This window comes from Bacillus sp. 22475, assembly GCF_052044835.1.
GTDB lineage: Bacteria > Bacillota > Bacilli > Bacillales > Bacillaceae_G > Bacillus_A > Bacillus_A cereus.
In genome coordinates, this window is the sequence record NZ_JBQENW010000054.1 from 1 (window position 1) to 15,797 (window position 15,797).

The following is a 15,797-nucleotide window of genomic DNA, read 5'->3' on the forward strand; positions in this document are numbered from 1 at the left end:
CCTGTCCCCGCAACCAAATGGTCCCGTGGTGTAGTGGTTAACATGCCTGCCTGTCACGCAGGAGATCGCCGGTTCGACCCCGGTCGGGACCGCCATTTTATATAAAGAAAAGAACGAAACAAATTGTTTCGTATTTTTTTATTTGTTTTAACAAAAAACTAATAAAGACAGTCAAACTATCCTTAGGACAACTCCTAAGGACTTTTTTATATATTCAAAACCTGTATAATAAAGAGCAGAGAACATTGTGAGTAAAGTAGGTGAAGTCTGTGAGCAAATATGAAGTAACAACAAAATCTTCTGCGGAAACACAAAGGTTATCAGAAAAACTAGGTGAACTCGTAGAGGCACAAGATGTAATTATTTTAGAAGGAGATCTTGGAGCTGGTAAGACGACTTTTACAAAGGGACTAGCAAAAGGTCTTGGAGTGAAAAGAGTTGTAAATAGTCCTACCTTTAATATTATTAAAGAATATAAAGGAAGATTACCGCTATATCATATGGACGTGTATCGCTTAGCAGAAAGCGAAGAGGACTTAGGCTTTGATGAGTATTTCTACGGTGAAGGAATTACGGTAGTGGAATGGGCTCATTTAATAGAAGCATATTTACCGAATGAAAAGTTACAAATTAGTTTATTCCATGCGGGAGATGACACAAGAAAAATTATACTCGAGCCAATTGGAGATCGCTATATTAGATTATGTGAGGAGCTATTACAAGATGAAAGTACTAGCAATTGATACTTCAAATTACGTAATGGGTGTATCCCTTATTGAGGAAGGAAACGTGATTGGGGAAATCATTACAAATTTGACGAAAAACCATTCTGTACGTCTTATGCCAGCTGTAGAGCAACTGTTAAAAGAATGTGGTGTAAAACCGAAGGAATTAACTAAAATCGTAGTAGCTGCTGGACCTGGATCATATACAGGTGTTCGCATAGGCGTGACAGCGGCAAAAACATTAGCTTGGTCACTTCAAATACCAATTGTAGGTGTATCAAGTTTAGAGGTAGTAGCTGCAAACGGTGCTAACTTTAATGCATTAATTTGTCCTTTATTTGATGGAAGACGTGGGCAAATCTATACTGGATTATATACATATGAAGGAGAGCAGTTAACTTCAATAGAAGAAGACCGAATTATTCTTATTGTGGACTGGTTGCAAATGTTAAAAGATAAAGGACAGCCTGTTTTATTTATCGGTAATGATGTTAAATTGCATAAAGAAATAATTATAGAACATTTAGGTGATCAAGCTGTATTCGCTTCGTTTACTAAAAATAATCCAAGACCAAGTGAGCTAGCATTCTTAGGGTTACAAAAAGAAGAACAAGATGTGCATACGTTTGTTCCGAGCTATCTTCGTTTAGCTGAAGCTGAAACAAAGTGGTTAGAAAGTCAAAACAAGTAGGGGCCTTGTAGAAGATGGATATGATATTTAGAAAGATGGAACTTGATGATATTGCTCAAATTGTAGCTATTGAAGAAGTGTCTTTTTCAACTCCTTGGACTGCAGATGCCTTTCACCGTGAATTAACGATGAATGAACATGCACATTATATTGTGTTAGAAAAAGATGGTCGTGTAATCGGATATTGTGGATTGTGGATAATTATTGATGAATCACATATAACAAATATAGCTATTTTGCCAGAATACCGAGGTCAAAAATTAGGAGATGCCTTATTGAAAGCAGTTATTTCAGAAGCGAAAGAACTAGGGGTAAAAACAATGACGCTTGAAGTACGTGTATCAAATGAAGTAGCAAAGCAGTTGTACAAAAAATACGGATTTCAAAATGGTGGAATTCGTAAACGATACTATGCAGACAATCAGGAAGATGGTCTTGTAATGTGGGTGAATATATAATGGAAAAAAATACGATTATACTTGGGATTGAAACAAGCTGTGATGAAACAGCGGTAGCGGTTGTTAAAAATGGAACGGAAATTATTGCGAATGTCGTTGCATCACAAATCGAAAGTCATAAACGTTTTGGCGGGGTTGTACCAGAGATTGCATCCCGTCATCATGTAGAAGAAATTACAGTTGTATTAGAAGAAGCTTTAAAAGAAGCAAATATCACATTTGATGATATTGATGCAATTGCTGTAACAGAAGGGCCTGGTTTAGTAGGAGCACTTCTAATCGGAGTAAATGCAGCGAAGGCAGTAGCTTTTGCACATGATATTCCGCTAGTCGGTGTTCATCATATTGCTGGCCATATTTATGCGAACCGTTTAGTAAAAGAAGTTCAATTTCCGTTATTATCACTTGTTGTATCTGGTGGGCATACAGAACTTGTTTATATGAAAGAACATGGTTCATTTGAAGTAATTGGTGAAACGCGAGATGATGCAGCGGGAGAAGCATATGATAAAGTAGCTCGTACGTTATCTATGCCATATCCAGGTGGTCCTCATATTGATCGTCTTGCACATGAAGGAGAACCAACAATTGATTTGCCTCGTGCATGGCTAGAACCGAATTCATATGATTTTAGCTTTAGTGGATTGAAATCAGCAGTTATCAACACTGTGCATAACGCGAAACAACGTGGTATAGAAATTAAACCAGAAGATTTAGCGGCAAGTTTCCAAGAAAGTGTAATAGATGTACTTGTAACGAAAGCAGCTCGTGCAGCAGAGGCTTATAATGTAAAGCAATTACTTCTTGCTGGTGGAGTAGCTGCTAATAAAGGACTTCGTGCGCGATTAGAAGAAGAATTTGCACAAAAAGAAAACATTGAACTAATTATTCCACCGCTATCTTTATGCACAGATAATGCAGCAATGATTGCAGCGGCAGGGACAATTGCTTATGAACAAGGCAAGCGTGCAACATTAGCCTTAAATGCGAATCCAGGATTAGATATTGAAGCATAGTTATGCACATAATTAACCACAGCTTGTGGATAAAACCCATATTATCTGTTGATAATGTGGGTTTTGTTGTGTATATAAAGTGTTGATATCTTTTTTGTTAGTTGTGGATAATGTGGAAAAGTTGTTTTGATAGCTATTTTATAAAGGTGGATATGTGTATAAGTTTGTGGATAAGCTAGATGAAGTCTGACCTTTGAATATATTGTTTTTCGGGAAATAAAAAGTAAGAAGATATCCCTGAAAAACATTTTGAAATATCCTTCTATTATAGAGGGTGCTGATATTGTCAATCCTTGTCGGTAAAACGATATTTCATGTCGAATCGTTTATATATATAGGGTTACGATAGATGTATTTGAAAAATGGTTGATATATTCCGAGTTACCATGGATATATTCAAAAAATTATTTATGTACTTAAAGAAAAAAGATGTCACATAGTCAAAAATCATGACTGATGAGACATCTTCCTTATTTAAATACTCTTATACATGCAGCTCTTCCCACTCTGCCATACAAGTTTCAAGTTGTTCTTGTAGCGTTTGTTTTTTAGTTGTAATTTCACTCGCTTTTTCATAATCTGCATATATTTCTGGTAAGCAAAGTTGATCTTCTAACGTAGCAATTTCTTCTTCTAAGTTTACGATGTTTTGTTCTAGTTCTTCAATTTTTCGAGTGCGTTGACGTTCTAATTGTTTACGCTCTTTTTCTTCGAGATAATTTAATTTTTCTTGAGCTACAGTTTTTTGAACAGGTGCCTGATTTTCTTGCTGTTCAAGTTGTTCAAATGCTGCGCGTTCAATCATTTCATTTTTCTTCTCCACATAGTAATCGTAATCCCCTAAATATTCCTGTGCACCTTCTGTTGATAACTCAACCACAGTCGTTGTTACACGGTTAATGAAGTAGCGATCATGTGAGACAAATAGAAGAGTCCCTGGATAATCAATTAAAGCATTCTCTAAAATCTCTTTACTATTTAAATCAAGGTGGTTCGTAGGCTCATCCAGAATTAATAAATTTGACTTTTGCATCATAAGTTTCGCAAGAGCTAATCGAGCTTTTTGTCCACCACTAAGGGAAGATACTGGTTTCAGTACATCATCTCCTGTAAATAAAAAGTTCCCGAGTATAGTACGGATTTCTTTTTCAGGTTGCAGTGGATATTCATCCCATAGTTCATTTAAAACCCGTTTAGAAGATGTTAAGTTTGCTTGTTCTTGATCATAATAACCAACAGATACATTTGATCCGAAAGAAACATCACCATTTAATAGTGGTAACTTATTCACAATAGATTTTAATAATGTGGATTTCCCAATTCCGTTTGGACCAACTAAAGCAACACTATCTCCGCGAGTTAAGCGCATAGTTACGTTTTCAATTATAGGGTCCTCATCATAGCCAATGGTTGCATCCTTTACTTGTAAAACATCATTTCCACTTTGCTTTTCAATATCGAAGTGGAATGATGCTGACTTAGAATCCCCTAATGGTCTCGTTAATAATTCCATTCTGTCTAGTTGTTTACGGCGACTTTGAGCACGTTTCGTTGTAGAGGCGCGAGCTATATTCTTTTGAACGAAGTCCTCAAGTTTTGCGATTTCATCTTGTTGTTTTTCGTAACGTTTCATTTCTTGCTCATATAATGCTGATTTTAAGTCTAAATATTTACTGTAGTTACCAACAAATCGTCTGCTTTCTTTATTCGAAATTTCATATACTTGTGTAACAAGTTTGTCTAAGAAATAACGGTCATGTGAAACGATTAATATTGCGCCAGGATAACCTTGTAAATATTGCTCAAGCCATGTTAATGTTTCGATGTCTAAATGGTTTGTAGGCTCGTCCAAAATAAGTAAGTCTGGTTTTGTTAATAATAATTTTCCGAGAGCTAATCTTGTTTTTTGCCCACCGCTTAAAGTAGAAATCGTCGTCTGGTGCGTTTCAACTGGGAAGCCAAGGCCGCTTAAAATGGAGCGAATATCCGCTTCATATTGATATCCACCTTGATCTTTATAATTGAGTTGCAATTGGTCATAATCAGCTAACAATCTTTCATATATAGCTTCGTTTGAAAAGTTTTCTTCTTTTCCCATTTCTTGCTCAAGCCTTCGAAGTTTTGTCTCCATTTGCTGTAAGTGGGTAAAGACGGTTAGCATTTCATCCCAAATTGTTAAAGACGTTTCTAGGCCGGTATTTTGAGCTAAATACCCGATTGAGACATCTTTCGGTTTTATAATTTCGCCACCATCATGTGATAATTCACCAGCGATAATTTTTAATAATGTAGATTTTCCAGCTCCATTCCTTCCAACTAATGCGATACGATCTTTTGTTTGTACTTCCAATTTTATGTTTGCAAGAATTGTTTCTGCACCGTATAATTTCGAAAGTCCATTTACTTGTAATAAAATCAATGTTTTCACCTCAAATAATTTCTTAACTTTGCCATGTTTATATTTCTCAATCATACTAAAAATAGTGTATAGTTTAAAATAAGAGAGAATACTTCTTCTCTTTATTATACAAGGAATTTAATGAGTGCTAAACTTCTGTATTTGATTAAAGTATATGAATAAAGATAGGAAGAGAGGAGAGGTCATATGGATCAGCAAAAGATTCCACAAGCCACTGCTAAAAGATTGCCTCTATACTATCGATTTATCCAAAACTTATCTCTTTCTGGTAAGCAGCGTGTTTCATCGGCCGAATTGAGTGAAGCGGTAAAAGTAGATTCCGCAACAATACGAAGAGATTTTTCGTATTTTGGAGCGTTAGGGAAAAAGGGATATGGATATAACGTAAATTATTTATTATCATTTTTCCGCGAAACACTTGATCAAGATGATATAACGCGTGTAGCACTTATTGGAGTAGGTAATTTAGGGACCGCTTTCTTACATTATAATTTCACGAAAAACAATAATACAAAAATTGAAATGGCATTTGATGTTAGTGAAGAGAAAGTTGGAACAGAAATCGGGGGCATTCCTGTATACCATTTAGATGAATTAGAAGAGAGATTATCAAATGATATACAAGTGGCAATATTAACAGTACCGGCTACAGTAGCACAAGCTGTAGCAGATAGATTAGCTGAAACGAGCGTGCATGGTATTTTGAATTTCACACCAGCGCGATTAAACGTATCAGAGAATATTAGAATTCATCATATTGATTTAGCTGTAGAGTTACAAACATTAGTTTACTTTTTGAAAAACTATCCACAATAAAACGCAGAGGAAGCGACCTCTGCGTTTTATTATTGTTTCTTCTTTGTGAATTTAACTAATATAAGGCGAAGTGCCAAATTAAAATCAATTGTTGCCATAACTGCAAATAGTATTGTCCACATATTCCAGATTGTATCTGTCACGTTCGTAATGGCGAAGCGTGTAAAGATACATCCAAGAAGGAAGTATAGTGCAGCCATGAACAATGGTGAGTTTCTCATACAAAAAATCCTCCGATAAAGCCTTGCATTTTTTCAGCTTCTTTAATCATTTCTTGAATTTGCTCATTGCTCATAAAAATTTGCCCAATAGCGACTAATGTATTCATCGCAACATGAGCTGCAATCGGAACGATAATACGTTTCGTCTTCACATATAAGAAGGCGAATACGAGCCCCATAGCAGTGTATACCAATAAGTGAGTAAAATCAAAATGAATTGCTGCGAATACAAGCGAACTAATGATAGCTGCGATAAAGAAGTTAAACTTCTTATAAAGTGTACCAAATAAAATTTTTCTAAATACGATTTCTTCTAAGATAGGTCCAATTATAGATACAACAATAAGGAACCAAGGTATCGTTCTTGCGATGTCCATCAGTCTGTCTGTATTCTCAGATCCACGTGGAACCCCAAATACATACATTTCAATCATACCTGCAATGGATTGTGAGATGATTGCTAAGAAGAACCCGATGAAAATCCATCCAATAGTAGCTGGAACAGAAGAGCGCATTGGATCTAAATGCCTGTCACGAATATCTGTTCTAAGTAACCAAAGCACGATACATAATGCAATAAAGAAGCTAATGATTGCCCAGTGTCCCGTTATAATTTGTCCTTTTTCTTCAATGGTAAATCCTCTATTATCATAGAGTCCTGTTTTTAGGAGAAGTGGTAATCCAACAACGCCAGATAACTGCATTAAAATGTATGTAACGATAATCCACCAGTATTGTTTCTTCAAATGGTTTAACCATCCTTTCTAACTCTAGTGTATGAGATGAGGTAGGATAACATGTAAATATGTTATCTACGATATAAACTTTCATCCGAATTATGATTTTTTTGTAAATACATATTTGAAATTGAAGTAAGAGACAGGAAAAAGTTGTGCGTTTAGCGAAAACAACTTAGGGTGTCTTTCATATTGTAACATACGAGTAGGGGAAACAACGATTCATATAGTAAAGGCAGTATTCTATATAGAAAGTTTATATAGTAATTTGCGAAAAAATTATGATTTTTTTACTTGCAAAAGAAATTGAGATTATTTATTATTATAAGTGTGTTAGCACTCGGATGACTTGAGTGCTAATAAATAAAATTTACATAACAAAATGAGGAGGTTATTGTTCATGCTAAAGCCATTAGGTGATCGCGTTGTAATTGAGCTTGTTCAAGCAGAAGAAAAAACAGCAAGTGGTATCGTATTACCAGATACCGCAAAAGAAAAACCACAAGAGGGTAAAGTTGTTGCAGTAGGTACTGGTCGAGTGCTTGAAAATGGTGAGCGTGTTGCTTTAGAGGTAGCAGCAGGTGATCTTATCATCTTCTCAAAATATGCAGGTACTGAAGTGAAATATGAAGGTACAGACTACTTGATTTTACGTGAAAGTGACATTTTAGCAGTTATCGGTTAATTATATAAATCTTAAAAAATCCAAGGGGGTCAATTATTATGGCGAAAGATATTAAATTTAGTGAAGAAGCACGTCGTTCGATGCTTCGCGGTGTCGACACTCTTGCAAACGCAGTAAAAGTAACACTTGGACCAAAAGGTCGTAACGTTGTACTTGAGAAAAAATTCGGTTCACCACTTATTACAAATGATGGTGTAACAATCGCAAAAGAAATCGAATTAGAAGATGCATTCGAAAACATGGGTGCAAAATTAGTAGCAGAAGTTGCTAGCAAAACAAATGATGTAGCTGGTGACGGAACAACAACTGCAACTGTATTAGCGCAAGCTATGATTCGTGAAGGTCTTAAAAACGTAACAGCTGGTGCTAACCCAATGGGTCTTCGTAAAGGTATCGAAAAAGCTGTTACTGCTGCAATTGAAGAATTAAAAACGATTTCTAAACCAATCGAAGGCAAATCTTCTATCGCACAAGTAGCTGCTATTTCTGCAGCTGACGAAGAAGTAGGTCAATTAATCGCTGAAGCAATGGAGCGCGTTGGTAACGACGGCGTTATTACTTTAGAAGAGTCTAAAGGATTCACAACAGAATTAGACGTAGTAGAAGGTATGCAATTTGATCGTGGATATGCATCTCCTTACATGATTACTGATTCTGACAAGATGGAAGCAGTTCTTGATAACCCATATATCTTAATTACTGACAAAAAGATTTCTAACATTCAAGAAATCTTACCAGTATTAGAGCAAGTGGTACAACAAGGTAAACCACTTCTTATCATTGCTGAAGATGTAGAAGGCGAAGCTTTAGCTACATTAGTAGTGAACAAACTTCGTGGTACATTCAATGTAGTAGCTGTTAAAGCTCCTGGATTTGGTGACCGTCGTAAAGCAATGCTAGAAGACATCGCAATCTTAACTGGTGGCGAAGTAATCACTGAAGAATTAGGTCGTGACTTAAAATCTGCTACAGTTGAATCTTTAGGACGCGCTGGTAAAGTTGTTGTTACAAAAGAAAACACAACTGTAGTTGAAGGTATTGGAAATACAGAGCAAATCGCAGCTCGCATCGGTCAAATTCGTGCGCAATTAGAAGAAACAACTTCTGAATTCGATCGTGAAAAATTACAAGAGCGTCTTGCTAAACTAGCAGGTGGCGTAGCGGTAATTAAAGTAGGTGCAGCAACTGAAACTGAGTTAAAAGAGCGCAAACTTCGCATTGAAGATGCACTTAACTCAACTCGTGCAGCAGTAGAAGAAGGTATCGTTGCAGGTGGTGGTACTTCACTTATGAACGTATACACGAAAGTAGCTTCTATCGTAGCTGAAGGCGACGAAGCAACAGGTATCAACATCGTACTTCGTGCACTAGAAGAGCCAGTTCGTCAAATCGCAATCAACGCTGGTCTAGAAGGATCTGTAGTTGTAGAGCGTCTAAAAGGCGAAAAAGTAGGCGTTGGTTTCAACGCAGCTACTGGCGAATGGGTTAACATGCTTGAGTCTGGTATCGTAGATCCAGCTAAAGTAACTCGTTCTGCACTTCAAAACGCAGCATCTGTTGCAGCTATGTTCTTAACAACTGAAGCTGTAGTAGCTGACAAGCCAGAACCAAATGCACCAGCAATGCCTGACATGGGCGGCATGGGCATGGGCGGTATGGGCGGAATGATGTAATTCCGTTTGCCCTAAAAAACATCCATTTCTATATAGAAATGGATGTTTTTTTATGTTTTTTAGAAAAGGAAATGAATTTCTGTAGAATTTTGTCGCTTTCTCTCTTGACCATATAGATACTTCATTGTTAGAATCTAGGAAGATAATATAAAACGATCCTTCATATATCCTCAATGATATGGTTTGAGAGTCTCTACCGGGTTACCGTAAACAACCTGACTATGAAGGCAGTGTGTCTTATATTTATAAAGAGCGGAGACTATCTTTCTTTATAAAGCCAGACCCCTGCCTTTTCTTTGTTATGAGACTAGAGGCGGAGGACTGGCTTTTTTTATTATATTGGTAATGCTTTTCGCCAAATTGGTGAAAATATTTATATACGAGAACTAACGTTGGGGTGATTATTTTGAAGAAGCAACACGATACAATTATCGTTTTAGATTTTGGAAGTCAATACAATCAGTTAATAGCACGTCGAATTCGTGAGTTCGGTGTATACAGTGAGCTTCATCCACATACAATTACTGCGGAAGAAATTAAAGCAATGAATCCAAAAGGGATTATCTTCTCTGGTGGACCGAATAGCGTATACGGTGAAGGTGCATTACATTGTGATGAAAAAATCTTTGACCTAGGATTACCGATCTTCGGTATTTGTTACGGTATGCAACTTATGACACAACAATTCGGTGGTACAGTAGAACGTGCAAACCACCGTGAGTACGGAAAAGCTGTTCTGAAAGTAGAGAACGAATCAAAATTATATGCGAACCTTCCAGAAGAGCAAGTTGTATGGATGAGCCATGGCGACTTAGTAACTGGTTTACCTGAAGGATTCGTAGTAGACGCGACAAGTGAGTCTTGCCCAATTGCTGGTATGAGCAATGAAGCGAAAAACTTATACGGTGTACAATTCCACCCAGAAGTACGTCACTCTGAGCACGGTAACGATTTAATTAAAAACTTCGTATTCGGCGTATGTGGTTGTTCTGAAGGATGGAACATGGAGAACTTTATCGAAGTAGAATTAGAAAAGATTCGTGAAACTGTTGGAGACAAAAAAGTACTATGTGCACTTAGTGGCGGCGTAGACTCTTCTGTTGTAGCAGTATTAATTCATAAAGCAATCGGCGATCAGTTAACATGTATTTTCGTTGACCACGGTTTACTTCGTAAAGGTGAAGCAGAAGGCGTTATGAAAACATTTAGCGAAGGCTTCCATATGAACGTTATTAAAGTGGATGCACAAGAACGTTTCATGAACAAGTTAAAAGGTGTAGAAGATCCAGAACAAAAACGTAAAATCATCGGTAACGAATTCATTTACGTATTTGATGATGAAGCATCTAAATTACAAGGTATGGACTTCTTAGCACAAGGTACACTTTACACAGATATCGTTGAAAGTGGTACAGCAACTGCACAAACAATTAAATCTCACCATAACGTTGGTGGACTTCCAGAAGACATGCAGTTCAAATTAATTGAGCCTTTAAATACGTTATTTAAAGATGAAGTACGTGTATTAGGATCTGAACTAGGAATTCCTGATGAAATCGTATGGCGTCAACCATTCCCAGGTCCTGGTCTTGGTATTCGTGTATTAGGTGAAATCACAGAAGAGAAATTAGAAATCGTTCGTGAATCTGATGCGATTTTACGTGAAGAAATTATTAAAGCAGGATTAGACCGCGAAATCTGGCAATACTTCACGGCACTTCCTGGTATGCGTAGCGTAGGTGTTATGGGTGACGAGCGTACTTATGATTACACAGTAGGTATCCGTGCAGTAACATCTATTGACGGTATGACAGCTGACTGGGCACGTATCCCTTGGGACGTACTAGAGAAAATCTCTGTTCGTATCGTAAACGAAGTAAAACACGTTAACCGTATCGTGTATGATGTAACGAGTAAGCCACCAGCAACTATTGAGTGGGAATAGTATTGTAATAAAAAAGATCCATCTATCATTCATGAATAGATGGATCTTTTTGTTTTCGCTATTAATACGAACGAAAATATAAAAATTTATAAAAATGTTCGTTTTTAAATTGACAAAAATACATTCAAGAGTTAATATGAGTATGTAATTCAAACGAAAAGTGAATATTATGCCGTCGTATAATATCGGGGATATGGCCCGAAAGTTTCTACCTAGCTACCGTAAATGGCTTGACTACGAGGCGTTTATATAAAGATGAGGGGAAACTTGTCTTTGTTTATAGAACGCTTCCATGTATATATGCAATGGAAGCCTTTTTTATTTCTCGGGATAAAAGAGGGCTAGGAGAAATACGGCGAGTAATCATATAACGGGGGAAACGTAAGATGAAACGCTATTTTCAGTTTGATGAGCTCGGTACGAATTATAAGACTGAGTTCATAGCAGGATTAACGACATTTCTATCTATGGCTTACGTACTGTTTGTCAATCCTGCTACGCTGTCGCTTGGAAATGTTAAAGGGTTACCAGCAGGTACAGGGATGGATCCAGGTGCAGTATTCGTTGCTACGGCATTAGCGGCAGCAATCGGTTCGTTAATTATGGGTATTTTCGCGAAGTATCCAATTGCTTTAGCGCCAGGTATGGGAATTAACGCGTTCTTTGCTTATACAGCAGTGTTAACGATGGGTATTCCGTGGCAAACGGCCATTGCCGGAACATTAATGTCAGGTATTATCTTTATTATTCTTACTGCTTCAGGTATTCGTGAAAAAATCATTAATGCAATTCCATCGGAGTTAAAGTTTGCAGTAGCAGCAGGTATTGGATTATTCATTGCTTTCCTTGGATTCCAAAATGCCGGAATTATCGTGAAAAATGATGCTGTTCTTGTTGGGTTGGGGGACTTAACAAAGGGCACAACGTTACTAGCAATCTTCGGGGTTGTTACGACAATTATCTTCATGATTAAGAAAGTTAATGGTGCAGTATTTTACGGTATGATTCTTACAGCGATCTTAGGAGTGGCAACAGGGTTAATTGATACTCCGAAAGCTGTAGTGGGAGCAATACCGAGCCTAGAACCAACGTTCGGTGCTGCGTTAACGCACTTCGGAGATATTTTCACTGTTCAAATGGGGATTGTTATTATAACGTTCTTCTTTATCGATTTCTTTGATACAGCGGGTACGCTTGTAGCGGTTGCGAATCAAGCAGGATTAATGAAGAACAATAAATTACCACGTGCAGGAAAAGCGTTATTTGCAGATGCGATTGCAACTGTAATTGGTGCAATCTTGGGTACATCAACAACAACGTCTTACATTGAGTCTTCTGCAGGGGTAGCAGCAGGAGGACGTTCTGGATTTACGGCAGTTGTAACAGCAGGATTCTTCTTACTGGCATTATTCTTCTCGCCATTACTAAGTGTTGTAACGCCAGCTGTAACGGCACCAGCTTTAATTATTGTAGGAATCTTGATGGTTTCTTCCTTAGGGGAAATTGATTGGAAGAAATTCGAGATTGCAGTGCCAGCATTCTTTACAATTATCTCTATGCCACTTACGTATAGTATCGCAACTGGGATTGCGATTGGATTTATCTTCTATCCAATTACAATGGTTGTGAGTGGTCGTCGTAAAGAGGTTCATCCGATTATGTATGTTATGGGAGTTTTATTCGTACTATATTTCATCTACGTTCGTAAATAAAAGGGGTTTTTTGAAAGGTCTAGACTTAAGGGGAGTCTAGACCTTTTTTGCGTCTTCAGAAAAACTTAAGGATTTCCGAGCGTTTTTCTTCAGAAGTTTTCCTATAATAGAAGTTAGGGATTAAAAAAGTAATGGGGGAGATATTGTGGCACACGAAACAATACTTGTCGTAGATGATGAAAAAGAAATTCGGAATTTAATTACAATCTATTTAAAGAATGAAGGATATAAAGTATTACAAGCAGGGGACGGAGAAGAAGGGCTACGTTTACTGGAAGAAAATGAAGTGCATCTAGTCGTATTAGATATTATGATGCCGAAAGTAGATGGTATTCATATGTGTATGAAAGTAAGAGAATCGAAAGAGATGCCTATTATTATGCTTTCTGCGAAAACGCAAGATATGGATAAGATTTTAGGATTAACAACAGGAGCAGATGATTACGTAACGAAGCCCTTTAATCCATTAGAGTTAATTGCACGAATTAAATCTCAGTTACGCCGTTATATGAAAATGAATGGCTTCGCTATACAAAATGAGGACGAGCTAGAAATTGGAGAGATGAAAATAAATATCTCGACCCATAGAGTTATTGTAGAGGGAGAAGAAGTGAAACTAACCCCGAGGGAATTTTCAATTTTAGAATTGCTAGCTAGAAATCCAGGTATGGTGTTTAGTGCGGAGCAAATTTATGAAAAGGTGTGGAACGAACGATCTTTCCAGTCTGATAATACTGTAATGGTGCATATTCGAAAAGTACGTGAAAAGATTGAGGAGAATCCAAGGAAGCCTAGATTTATAAAAACAGTATGGGGAGTGGGGTATAAGATTGAAAAAGATATTTAATCCGTTTACTTATGTAAGGAAAACAAGAGAATTAATTGAGAAATTAGTAAAGAGCGTACGGAAGAGTATAAGAATTCAATTGATTACTACTTTTGCTGCGTGTGCGTTATTAGGAGTTTTGTCAGCAAAGGCAGCTGCACCATTTTTTGAGAATGCGAATCGCCAAGCGACTATCGATTATCGGGCTGGTATGGAACAAATTAATTACCAAGCTCAAAGAGCAGCGAATAGTTCGGTTCATGAAAATAAATTAGAAGCTATATCCAATATGATCGAAATGGAGAATCAAAATTTAGAGCGAGGAAATAGAGCTTTAAAAATATTGGTTACTGATGAAAGTGGTAAAGTTTTATATAAAACGAAGCAGGCGCAAGAAGAGCAAATCGATTTGCATAATACGATTCGTAATGCAGCATCATTTGCAATCAACTATTCAAATGGTCGAGATGTATTTGAAAATACGAGAAAAGAATTTATAGCTTTTTCACCTATTACAATAGAAGATAAGAATTTATATATGTTCGTTAGTGGAATTCCGGATGGTGTAGTAATGTATGATACGCAAGAAGGACCGTTTCCGTTTTTCATAGGTGTACTCGTATTCATTTTCTCTTTCTTCTATATAACAAAGAGGAAGATGAAGCAGATTGAAGCGATGGCACAGGGTGTAAAGGAAATAGAAAAAGGAAACTTAGCGTACCGTATTGAGAAGAAGGGTGAAGATGAGATTGCGTCTTTAACTGAGAATATTAATAATATGGCGGAAGAGCTTATGAATAATATAGAAAAAGAACGTAAATTAGAGAAGCAAAAGAACGAGCTTATTACAAATGTATCTCATGATTTGCGTACACCACTTACTTCTATTATGGGTTACTTGAGATTACTTCGAGATTCTAAATATGAAAATAAAGAACAACATGATGAGTATACGAGAATTGCTTTTGCAAAGTCGGAGCAGTTAAAGAATTTAATAGAAGATTTATTTGAGTATACGAAGTTAACAAATGAGCAAGTTGTGTTAGAAAAACAAGGAGTTTGTATAAATGAGTTACTCGAGCAATTAATAGAAGAGTTAGTACCGCAGGCGGAAGAACATGGACTTATGTTTGTTAAGAAGTTTCCTGAGGAACGTGCTTATGCATCAATTGATTCGGAAAAGATGGTCCGTGTATTTGATAATTTACTAATGAATGCGATTAAGTATAGTAAAGATGATGGAGAGATAAAAGTTTCTCTTCAAAGGCAGCGCCGGGATATACAAATTGTAATTGCGAACCATAGCGAAGAGTTTACGAGAGAAGAGTTAGCTAATTTGTTTGAACGTTTTTATAAGAAGGATCAATCTCGAAGTAGAGTAACAGAAGGTTCCGGACTTGGGCTTGCGATTGCGAAAAGTATTGTTGAGTTACAAGGTGGTAGTATTCGAGCGGAATATAGGGATGGTATTATCCAATTTATCGTCTCGTTACCAATTATAGAAAAATAACAAATGAATAGAATGATATATGATAAAAAGGCTTATTTTAAAAGAAATAAGCCTTTTTATATTTTTTTAGAAAAACATGTTGACGATTAGAGGTTAGAGGTGTAATATTATACGAGTCGCCGATGACAACAACGTCGCAAGCGACAAACGAAATAAAAAACTTAGTTGACATTAACTGACGAAGGTGTTAACATAAGGGAGTCGCAAATGAGCGACCAAGTAGTTCTTTGAAAACTGAACGAAACAAACAACGTGAAACGTCAATTTTTATTTTTAGATGCTAGACAAACTAACTTTATTGGAGAGTTTGATCCTGGCTCAGGATGAACGCTGGCGGCGTGCCTAATACATGCAAGTCGAGCG

14 protein-coding genes, 1 tRNA gene, 1 rRNA gene and 2 riboswitches are annotated in these 15,797 nt (G+C 36.9%); of the genes, 13 read left to right on the forward strand and 3 right to left on the reverse strand.

Annotated features, from left to right (window positions below; all coding sequences use genetic code 11):
- The first annotated feature begins 19 nt into the window (after positions 1-19).
- From ACTJJY_RS30755 to tsaD, 5 genes are all read left to right on the forward strand, one after another.
- Positions 20-95: transfer RNA gene (locus tag ACTJJY_RS30755), tRNA-Asp, on the forward strand.
- A 174-nt stretch (positions 96-269) separates the two neighbouring features.
- Positions 270-743, forward strand: coding sequence for a tRNA (adenosine(37)-N6)-threonylcarbamoyltransferase complex ATPase subunit type 1 TsaE (gene tsaE / locus ACTJJY_RS30760; RefSeq protein WP_000049640.1), 474 nt, complete (start codon positions 270-272; stop codon positions 741-743).
- On the forward strand, positions 724-1,416 hold the full coding sequence (gene tsaB, locus ACTJJY_RS30765; RefSeq protein WP_440607369.1) for a tRNA (adenosine(37)-N6)-threonylcarbamoyltransferase complex dimerization subunit type 1 TsaB: 693 nt from the start codon (positions 724-726) through the stop codon (positions 1,414-1,416). The genes tsaE and tsaB overlap by 20 nt, the downstream gene beginning before the upstream one ends.
- Positions 1,417-1,430: 14 nt before the next feature.
- Positions 1,431-1,874, forward strand: coding sequence for a ribosomal protein S18-alanine N-acetyltransferase (gene rimI, locus ACTJJY_RS30770; RefSeq protein ID WP_000367207.1), 444 nt, complete (start codon positions 1,431-1,433; stop codon positions 1,872-1,874).
- Complete coding sequence (tsaD, locus tag ACTJJY_RS30775; RefSeq protein WP_000414595.1) at positions 1,874-2,890, forward strand: tRNA (adenosine(37)-N6)-threonylcarbamoyltransferase complex transferase subunit TsaD; 1,017 nt, start codon at positions 1,874-1,876, stop codon at positions 2,888-2,890. Before rimI ends, tsaD begins: the two co-directional genes overlap by 1 nt.
- A gap of 484 nt (positions 2,891-3,374) precedes the next feature.
- Here the strand turns inward: tsaD and ACTJJY_RS30780 are convergent, their stop codons facing one another.
- Positions 3,375-5,309: an ABC-F family ATP-binding cassette domain-containing protein gene (locus ACTJJY_RS30780; protein WP_217810011.1), complete on the reverse strand. Its 1,935-nt coding sequence runs from the start codon at positions 5,307-5,309 to the stop codon at positions 3,375-3,377.
- Between the two features lie 186 nt (positions 5,310-5,495).
- On the opposite strand from ACTJJY_RS30780, the gene ACTJJY_RS30785 reads away from it, so the two are divergent.
- Positions 5,496-6,125, forward strand: a complete 630-nt coding sequence (locus ACTJJY_RS30785) for a redox-sensing transcriptional repressor Rex (RefSeq protein ID WP_000372699.1) — start codon at positions 5,496-5,498, stop codon at positions 6,123-6,125.
- A 29-nt stretch (positions 6,126-6,154) separates the two neighbouring features.
- Here ACTJJY_RS30785 and ACTJJY_RS30790 read toward each other — a convergent pair whose 3' ends face one another.
- Together ACTJJY_RS30790 and ACTJJY_RS30795 are read right to left on the reverse strand one after the other, a co-directional pair.
- Positions 6,155-6,346: a YdiK family protein gene (locus tag ACTJJY_RS30790; RefSeq protein WP_001246201.1), complete on the reverse strand. Its 192-nt coding sequence runs from the start codon at positions 6,344-6,346 to the stop codon at positions 6,155-6,157.
- A complete protein-coding gene (locus tag ACTJJY_RS30795; RefSeq protein ID WP_000745323.1) occupies positions 6,343-7,092 on the reverse strand; it encodes a CPBP family intramembrane glutamic endopeptidase in 750 nt (249 codons plus the stop codon). Before ACTJJY_RS30795 ends, ACTJJY_RS30790 begins: the two co-directional genes overlap by 4 nt.
- Positions 7,093-7,483: 391 nt before the next feature.
- On the opposite strand from ACTJJY_RS30795, the gene groES reads away from it, so the two are divergent.
- From groES to ACTJJY_RS30830, 7 genes are all read left to right on the forward strand, one after another.
- Positions 7,484-7,768: a co-chaperone GroES gene (gene groES / locus ACTJJY_RS30800; protein WP_000917311.1), complete on the forward strand. Its 285-nt coding sequence runs from the start codon at positions 7,484-7,486 to the stop codon at positions 7,766-7,768.
- A 38-nt stretch (positions 7,769-7,806) separates the two neighbouring features.
- On the forward strand, positions 7,807-9,441 hold the full coding sequence (groL, locus tag ACTJJY_RS30805; protein WP_001029992.1) for a chaperonin GroEL: 1,635 nt from the start codon (positions 7,807-7,809) through the stop codon (positions 9,439-9,441).
- A gap of 140 nt (positions 9,442-9,581) precedes the next feature.
- Positions 9,582-9,683, forward strand: a riboswitch (purine riboswitch).
- 164 nt (positions 9,684-9,847) lie between these two features.
- Complete coding sequence (gene guaA, locus ACTJJY_RS30810; RefSeq protein ID WP_141534831.1) at positions 9,848-11,386, forward strand: glutamine-hydrolyzing GMP synthase; 1,539 nt, start codon at positions 9,848-9,850, stop codon at positions 11,384-11,386.
- A gap of 155 nt (positions 11,387-11,541) precedes the next feature.
- Positions 11,542-11,643, forward strand: a riboswitch (purine riboswitch).
- Between the two features lie 129 nt (positions 11,644-11,772).
- Positions 11,773-13,098, forward strand: coding sequence for an NCS2 family permease (locus ACTJJY_RS30815; protein WP_000833094.1), 1,326 nt, complete (start codon positions 11,773-11,775; stop codon positions 13,096-13,098).
- A 145-nt stretch (positions 13,099-13,243) separates the two neighbouring features.
- On the forward strand, positions 13,244-13,945 hold the full coding sequence (locus tag ACTJJY_RS30820) for a response regulator transcription factor (protein ID WP_440607370.1): 702 nt from the start codon (positions 13,244-13,246) through the stop codon (positions 13,943-13,945).
- Complete coding sequence (gene ampS, locus ACTJJY_RS30825) at positions 13,929-15,434, forward strand: aminopeptidase AmpS (RefSeq protein ID WP_440607371.1); 1,506 nt, start codon at positions 13,929-13,931, stop codon at positions 15,432-15,434. The genes ACTJJY_RS30820 and ampS overlap by 17 nt, the downstream gene beginning before the upstream one ends.
- Before the next feature lie 295 nt (positions 15,435-15,729).
- Positions 15,730-15,797 (forward strand): 16S ribosomal RNA (locus ACTJJY_RS30830); the annotation flags it as partial.